General features: G+C 56.8%; 5 protein-coding genes, 1 rRNA gene and 1 pseudogene. 5 read left to right on the top strand and 2 right to left on the bottom strand.

The window, feature by feature from the left end:
• Positions 1–188 precede the first annotated feature (188 nt).
• The 5 genes from rrf to AACS24_RS00430 all read left to right on the top strand — a co-directional run bounded on the left by rrf (position 189) and on the right by AACS24_RS00430 (position 5,696).
• Positions 189–303: ribosomal RNA gene (rrf, locus tag AACS24_RS00450) — 5S ribosomal RNA — on the top strand.
• A gap of 314 nt (positions 304–617) precedes the next feature.
• The gene (locus AACS24_RS00445) at positions 618–1,067 is read left to right on the top strand and encodes a pullulanase (RefSeq protein ID WP_108572049.1); all 450 of its coding nucleotides are present in this window, start codon (positions 618–620) and stop codon (positions 1,065–1,067) included.
• Positions 1,068–1,277: 210 nt separating this feature from the next.
• Positions 1,278–3,425 (top strand): adenosylcobalamin-dependent ribonucleoside-diphosphate reductase, encoded by a 2,148-nt coding sequence (locus tag AACS24_RS00440; protein WP_108572048.1) that lies wholly within the window; start codon positions 1,278–1,280, stop codon positions 3,423–3,425.
• Between the two features lie 10 nt (positions 3,426–3,435).
• Positions 3,436–4,119, top strand: coding sequence for a TSCPD domain-containing protein (locus tag AACS24_RS00435; RefSeq protein ID WP_033114951.1), 684 nt, complete (start codon positions 3,436–3,438; stop codon positions 4,117–4,119).
• A 206-nt stretch (positions 4,120–4,325) separates the two neighbouring features.
• Positions 4,326–5,696, top strand: a complete 1,371-nt coding sequence (locus tag AACS24_RS00430; protein ID WP_033114950.1) for a PhoH family protein — start codon at positions 4,326–4,328, stop codon at positions 5,694–5,696.
• Positions 5,697–5,774: 78 nt separating this feature from the next.
• Here AACS24_RS00430 and thiQ read toward each other — a convergent pair whose 3' ends face one another.
• Both thiQ and thiP read right to left on the bottom strand, forming a co-directional pair.
• Positions 5,775–6,470, bottom strand: coding sequence for a thiamine ABC transporter ATP-binding protein (gene thiQ / locus AACS24_RS00425; RefSeq protein ID WP_108572050.1), 696 nt, complete (start codon positions 6,468–6,470; stop codon positions 5,775–5,777).
• Positions 6,457–6,725, bottom strand: a pseudogene (gene thiP / locus AACS24_RS21755) (thiamine/thiamine pyrophosphate ABC transporter permease ThiP); the annotation flags it as partial. The pseudogene thiP and the gene thiQ, both read right to left, overlap by 14 nt.

The raw sequence follows: 6,725 nt of genomic DNA, 5'->3' as shown, positions 1-6,725 counted from the left end.
GATAGGTGGGGTGTGTAAGCGCGGCGACGTGTTGAGCTAACCCATACTAATTACCCGTGAGGCTTAACCATACAACACCCAAGAAGTGTTTCTGGCCTTGTAGCGAATGAACGAACTACTCAGATTCAGTGATAGCGAAGCCAACAGGCAGTTCGTTATTCACGTCAGCTTTCTGGATTAAGATTTTGCCTGGCGGCAATAGCGCCGTGGAACCACCTGAACCCATGCCGAACTCAGAAGTGAAACGCGGTAGCGCCGATGGTAGTGTGGCATTCGCCATGCGAGAGTAGGACACTGCCAGGCACCCAACACGAAGAACCCCGCTCATCGAGCGGGGTTTTTTATTATCTGAAAATTACGCCCCCTTCCCAAAAATCCTCTATTTCCGCTAACCCATTCAATCACTTCGCTTTTTAATCCTTCTCTATTCACTTTTGTCGCACCAAAACCGAAAACCGGGGTGACCTTGCTCTCGCCTTTTGACTTGCCCGCCCGAGAGCTGGGCATAAAAAGTACAGAATGTGATGACTCTAGCTTTCTTGTAATCCCGCCTCTGCTTTAATTCCTCCGTCCACACTGATGGGCCAAGGAATCACAATAAATTAAGGAATAAAGAGATGTTCAAAAGAACAGTAACGATGATACTGGCGGCGGGAACCCTGGTATTAGGTGGTTGTGCATCTAATGGTGGAGCGGAACAGGCTGCAGACAACAGCGATTTTGGTGGCAAGTCCATCTATCTGCGCGGTGAGATGAACGACTGGATGGCGACTGATGCGAGCAAGGCGGTCAAGGTGGCCGACAAGCTCTACATGGCGAAAGGAACCCTCAAGAAAGAGTGGGCCCCCTACAAGTTCAAGTTTGCTGACTCTGGTTGGAGCTGTGGCACCAACTTCGGTTACAAGAGCCCGAGCGATGGCGTTGCCGTACTCGGTGGCGAGGCTGTGCCGGTCAATCCCTGTTCCAAATATGAGGATATGAAGTTCTCGCCGGATGCCGACGGGGTTTATGAGTTCTATCTGAATATGGCGGGTGATACGCCGACCGTTTACGTCAAGAAGCCCTGATCCATGTCTGAGTGTTAAATCTCTCAGTAAATTAATCAGTTAAGTGCCCTGGCGCAGAAACCTGCTGGCCAGGGCATTTTTTTAGGATAGAATCTGCGCCCTCATGGCAGCACCATCACTATATATTGTGTTGTTTTTTTTAATGGTGCTATTAGTTGTGTTTTCTACTACTGTCATGACGTTGATGCATTCATATAAGGTTGATTGAAAATGGCTAAATCCAACCCGGTGCTGGAGAGCGAAGCTGGCTCCCGCCTCATCCCCCTCCAGGAAACGTCCCTCGAGATCTGGGATAGCAAATATCGTCTCAAGAGCAAGGATGGACATCCTGTCGATGGCACTATCGACGAGACCTACCAGCGCGTTGCTCGTGCGCTGGCCGAGCAGGAGCGGGTGCCGGAGTCCTGGTATGAGCCTTTCCTGTGGGCACTGCGCAATGGTGCCATTCCGGCTGGCCGGATCACCTCCAACGCCGGGGCTTTTGAGCACAAGCCTGCCACTTCAACCATCAACTGTACCGTCTCCGGCACTATCGAAGATTCGATGGACGATATCCTCGGCAAGGTGCACGAGGCGGGGCTGACCCTGAAGGCTGGCTGCGGCATCGGTTATGATTTTTCGACTCTGCGTCCACGCGGTGCTTTTGTCTCCGGTGCCGGTGCCTACACCTCAGGCCCGCTCTCCTTCATGGATATCTACGACAAGATGTGTTTCACCGTCTCGTCAGCCGGTGGCCGTCGTGGCGCCCAGATGGGCACCATGGATATCCGTCATCCCGACGTGATCGAGTTTATTCAGGCCAAGCGTGAAGATGGCCGTTTGCGCCAGTTCAACCTCTCCCTGCTGATCACCGAAGATTTCGTCAAGGCGGTGAAAGAGGATGCGCCCTGGTCGCTGATCTTCCCCTACACCGCCAAAGAGGTGGAGCAGGATGGCATTGCACTGGACGATCCTGCTCAGGTGCTTTGGGCTGACTGGCCCAACAAGGAGGGGGTTGTCTTTAACGAGCTGGGGCAGGTCGCCTGTAAGGTCTACAAGACCCTGCCGGCACGCAAGCTCTGGAACGTTATCATGACCTCCACCTATGACTATGCAGAGCCCGGTTTCATCCTGATCGACAAGGTCAACCAGATGAACAACAACTGGTTCTGTGAGGAGATCCGCGCGACCAACCCCTGTGGCGAGCAGCCTTTGCCGCCTTATGGCGCCTGCCTGCTGGGTTCGGTCAACCTGACCCGCTTCGTTCGCGATCCCTTCACTGACAAGGCAGCTTTCGACTGGACCGCATTTCGCAAGGTAGTGGCCATCTTTACCCGCATGCTCGACAACGTGGTGGAGATCAACCAGCTGCCGCTGGCCAAGCAGCGCGAGGAGATCACTGCCAAGCGCCGCCACGGCATGGGCTTCCTCGGGCTTGGCTCGACCCTGACCATGCTGCAGATCAAGTACGGTTCTGCCGCGTCCGTCGCCTTCACCGAGCAGGTATCCCAGGAGCTGGCGATGACCGGCTGGCAGGAGTCCCTGCGTCTGGCCAAGGAGAAAGGCTCTGCCCCCATCATGGAGCAGGAGTTTGAAGTGACTGGCAAGATGCTGCGTCTGCGTCCCGAAATGGCTGCAGATGGCATCAAGGTGGGTGACAAGGTGAAGGGCAAGGTGCTGCATGCGCGCTACAGCCGCTATATGCAGCAGGTTGCCGAAGTGGATCCTGTGCTGGTCGCCGAGCTGGCCGAAGTGGGCGGGCGTTTCACCCACCACAGCAGTATTGCACCGACCGGCACGATTTCGCTGTCACTGGCCAACAACGCCAGCAATGGCATCGAGCCGAGTTTTGCCCACCACTACAGCCGCAACGTCATCAAGCCGGGCAAGAAGAGCAAGGAGAGCGTGGATGTCTACTCCTTCGAGCTGCTGGCCTATCGCGAGCTGGTGAACCCGTCCGCCATGCCGTATGCCGATGATGAGGCGAGCCGTCTGCCGGACTACTTCATTACTGCTGATGACATCACCCCGGCGCAGCATGTGGACATTCAGGCGGCGGCCCAGCGCTGGATCGACTCCTCCATCTCCAAGACCGCCAACGTGCCGACCGATTTCCTGTTCGAGCAGTTCAAGGACATCTACATGTATGCCTCGGACTCCGGCCTCAAGGGCTGCACCACCTTCCGCTTCAATCCGGAGGCCTTCCAGGGCGTGCTGGTGAAGGAGAAGGATCTGGAGAACACCCTGTACGATTTCACCCTGGAGGATGGCTCCGTCATCTCCGTCAAGGGGAACGAAGAGATCGAATACGATGGCGAGCTGCACACTGCCGCCAACCTCTACGACGCCTTGAAAGAAGGCTATTACGGTAAATTCTGAGAACGACATTATGGTCAAGAAGATCGACAAGAAAATCGTCGCCTACAAGGTGCGTACCAAGGATGAGCCGCAAGAAGAGCTGGCCCCGCAGGATGACGTGGTGCACATGCATGAAACCGTGCTGCGTCCGGAGCGACTGATGGGCACCACCTACAAGCTGAAAACGCCGGAGCATGTCTCCGAGCACTCGTTGTTCATCACCATCAACGACATTATTCTCAACGAGGGCACGGTTCACGAGACTCGCCGTCCATTCGAGATCTTCATCAACTCCAAGAGCCTGGAACACTACCAGTGGATCGTGGCGCTGACCCGCATCATCTCCGCGGTATTCCGCAAAGGAGGGGATGTGACCTTCCTGGTGGAGGAGCTGCGTTCCGTGTTTGATCCCAAGGGCGGTTACTGGAACAAGGGCAAGTACGTTCCATCGCTGATCGCCGAAATTGGCAACGTGATCGAGAGCCATCTCACCGAGATCGGCATGCTCAAGGCAACCGGGCTGGACGAACATCAGCAGGCGTTTCTGGCCGAGAAACAGGCCGAGTTGAAAGCCGCCCAGGAGGCCGAAGAGCAACAGGCTGGCAGCGGTTTCCCGGCCAATGCGGCGCTCTGCTACAAGTGCCACACCAAGGCTCTGGTGCTTAAGGATGGCTGCATGACTTGCCTCAATTGCGGCGACTCCAAATGTGGTTAATCCGCTAGATAAATAAAAAGACCGGCCCGATGGCCGGTTTTTTTATTGCTGCTTTTCTGTTCGAACGATTCTGGTGATGCAAGTGATTTGTTGCGTGATAGTAAAATCGAGCGTAGCGTTGAAGGTAATAAAACTGTCACGGGCGTGTGGTTTCAATGACATCCGAGATTCACACACGTGGCCCTTCAGTGCCAAGGAGGATGCTTATGGACAATACGGACCGAAAGCTGTTTATCCTGGATACCAACGTTCTGCTTCACGAACCCCTCGCTATCTACTCCTTCAAAGAGCACGATGTGCTCATTCCCATGACGGTGCTGGAAGAGCTCGATAACATCAAGGATCGCCACAAGGATGTCAGCCGCGACGCGCGGGTAGCCATCCGTGCGCTGGAAGATGTGTTCCGCGATGCGACTCCGGAGCAGATTGCGCAAGGAGTACCGCTGGCCGGCGAGGCGAGCGGTCATATCTGCATTTTCAGCGATCACCATCTGCCGCAGGATGCCGAGGTGTTCACCGACAAGGAGGCCGACAACCGCATCATCAACGCGGCCCTCTATCTGCAGAAGCATGAGTTGAAGCGTCAGGTGGTGCTGGTCACCAAAGACATCAACATGCGCCTCAAGGCCAAAGGGGCCGGTCTTGCCCACGTCGAGGATTACCGCAGCGACCAGCTGATCGACGATATTCGCCTGCTGGCCAAAGGCTTTCAGGTTGTGCCCGGCAGCTTCTGGGAGCGGGTTGGCGAGTGCGAGAGCGAGACCCACGGCCGCGACACCATCCATGTGATCGATGCCAATTTGCTGGAAGGTGTTCACGTCAATCAGTACCTGATCGACGAGGAGAACTTCTTCGCCGCCCGGGTGCTCAGCCACGATGGCCAGAAGATCCGCATCAAGGATCTGGGTCGCGAGCGGCTGATGTCCCGCAAGGCGTGGGGAGTTCATCCCAAGAACGTCTATCAGGGGATGGCGCTGGATGCACTACTCGATCCACACATCGATCTGGTGATCCTGACTGGCCCGGCTGGTTGCGGCAAAACCTTGCTGGCCATGGCTGCCGCGCTGGAGCTGGTGATCGAGAAGGGGATCTACGAGAAGGTGATCGTCACTCGAAATACCCCGGAAATTGCCGAGAGCATCGGCTTCCTGCCCGGTACCGAGGAAGAGAAGATGATGCCCTGGCTGGCGGCGGTAACCGACACTCTGGAAGTGCTGCACAAGCAGGACGAGAACATGAGCGGCTCGCTCAGTTACATCATGGAGAAGGCCAATATCCAGTTCAAATCGGTCAACTTTATGCGCGGGCGCAGCATCCAGAACACCTTCGTGCTGCTGGATGAGTGCCAGAACCTGACCGCATCCCAGATCAAGACCATCATCACCCGCTGCGGCGAGGGCACCAAGATCGTCTGCTCTGGCAACCTGGCTCAGATCGACTCCAACTACCTGAGCCCGGTGACCTCGGGTCTGACCTACATCGTCGAACGTTTCAAGGATTTCGACGGCAGTGCCAACATCTTCCTCAACGGGGTGGTGCGCAGCCGACTGGCTTCGTTCGCCGAGGAAAACCTCTGATTAAACTGAATATTTCCAGATGCAAAGGGAGGCCAATCGGCCTCCCTTTTTGATCCCGGCGCAATTTTGTGCCGATGGCTATTGACCAAGGTAGCGCAGCAGCCCCGGGTGGTTGCTGTGTTGCAGGATATCCGGCTTTCCCTGCAGAGCGATGCGGCCCTCATCTACGAACAGCACCTGATCAGCAATCAGCTGGGCATCTTCCGGGTTGTGGGAGACCATCAGCACGGTAATGCCTTGCTCGCAGGCGAGGCGAGCCACTTCGGCCAGCATTTCCCGACGCAGGGCAGGATCGAGTGCCGAGAAGGGCTCATCCAGCAGCAGCAGCGGTTTTCCACGCACCAGCGCCCGGGCCAGACCTACCCGCTGTTGTTGGCCACCGGAGAGCTGCTCCGGTAGGCGGTTTAGCATCTCGCCAAGGCCAACCCGTGCGGCTGCATCGATCACCTGTGCCCGTTGGGCGGCACTCAGGCGCAGACCCGGGTGCAGGCCGATAGCGATGTTGTCGAACACCGACAGGTGCAGGAACAGGTTGTGATCCTGAAACAGGGTGGTGACTGGCCGCTCGGCCGGGCCCAGCGGCAACAGATCTTCGCCATCGAAGCTGAGGCTGCCTGACTCCACCGGCACGAAACCGGCGATCATCCCGAGCAAGGTCGACTTGCCTGCGCCGCTTGGGCCAATCAGTGCGGTGATCTCCCCTTTGGGCAGCTTCGCGCTGAAGCTGACGCGCCAGTCGGGGTAGCTGGTCACCAGCGTATCAATGTTCAGCATGTTTTCCTCCAAGTCCCCGTTCCACCAGCCAGAACAGGGAGAAACAGAGCGTCAGCAGCAGCAGGGCGGTGGCGGCCGCCTCGGTCAGCCGGTAACTGCCGAGCTGCTGGTAGAGCAGCCAGGGCAGGGTGGTGAGCTCCTGACTGCCAAACATGGCGATGGCGCCAAGATCCCCCAATGAGAGGATCATCGACAGTGCCATCGCCAGCGCCAACGGACGGCGCAACAGTGGCCACTCCACCAGCCGTAGGCGAT

The organism is Aeromonas sp. HMWF016, from assembly GCF_963878195.1.
GTDB classification, from domain to species: domain Bacteria; phylum Pseudomonadota; class Gammaproteobacteria; order Enterobacterales; family Aeromonadaceae; genus Aeromonas; species Aeromonas lacus.
This window is presented reverse-complemented; position numbering and strand designations above follow the sequence as displayed.

Coding starts and splice junctions, on each gene's coding strand:
- AACS24_RS00445 (WP_108572049.1), top strand. CDS start 618: ATGTTCAAAAGAACAGTAACGATGATACTGGCGGCGGGAACCCTGGTA.
- AACS24_RS00440 (WP_108572048.1), top strand. CDS start 1,278: ATGGCTAAATCCAACCCGGTGCTGGAGAGCGAAGCTGGCTCCCGCCTC.
- AACS24_RS00435 (WP_033114951.1), top strand. CDS start 3,436: ATGGTCAAGAAGATCGACAAGAAAATCGTCGCCTACAAGGTGCGTACC.
- AACS24_RS00430 (WP_033114950.1), top strand. CDS start 4,326: ATGGACAATACGGACCGAAAGCTGTTTATCCTGGATACCAACGTTCTG.
- thiQ (WP_108572050.1), bottom strand. CDS start 6,470: ATGCTGAACATTGATACGCTGGTGACCAGCTACCCCGACTGGCGCGTC.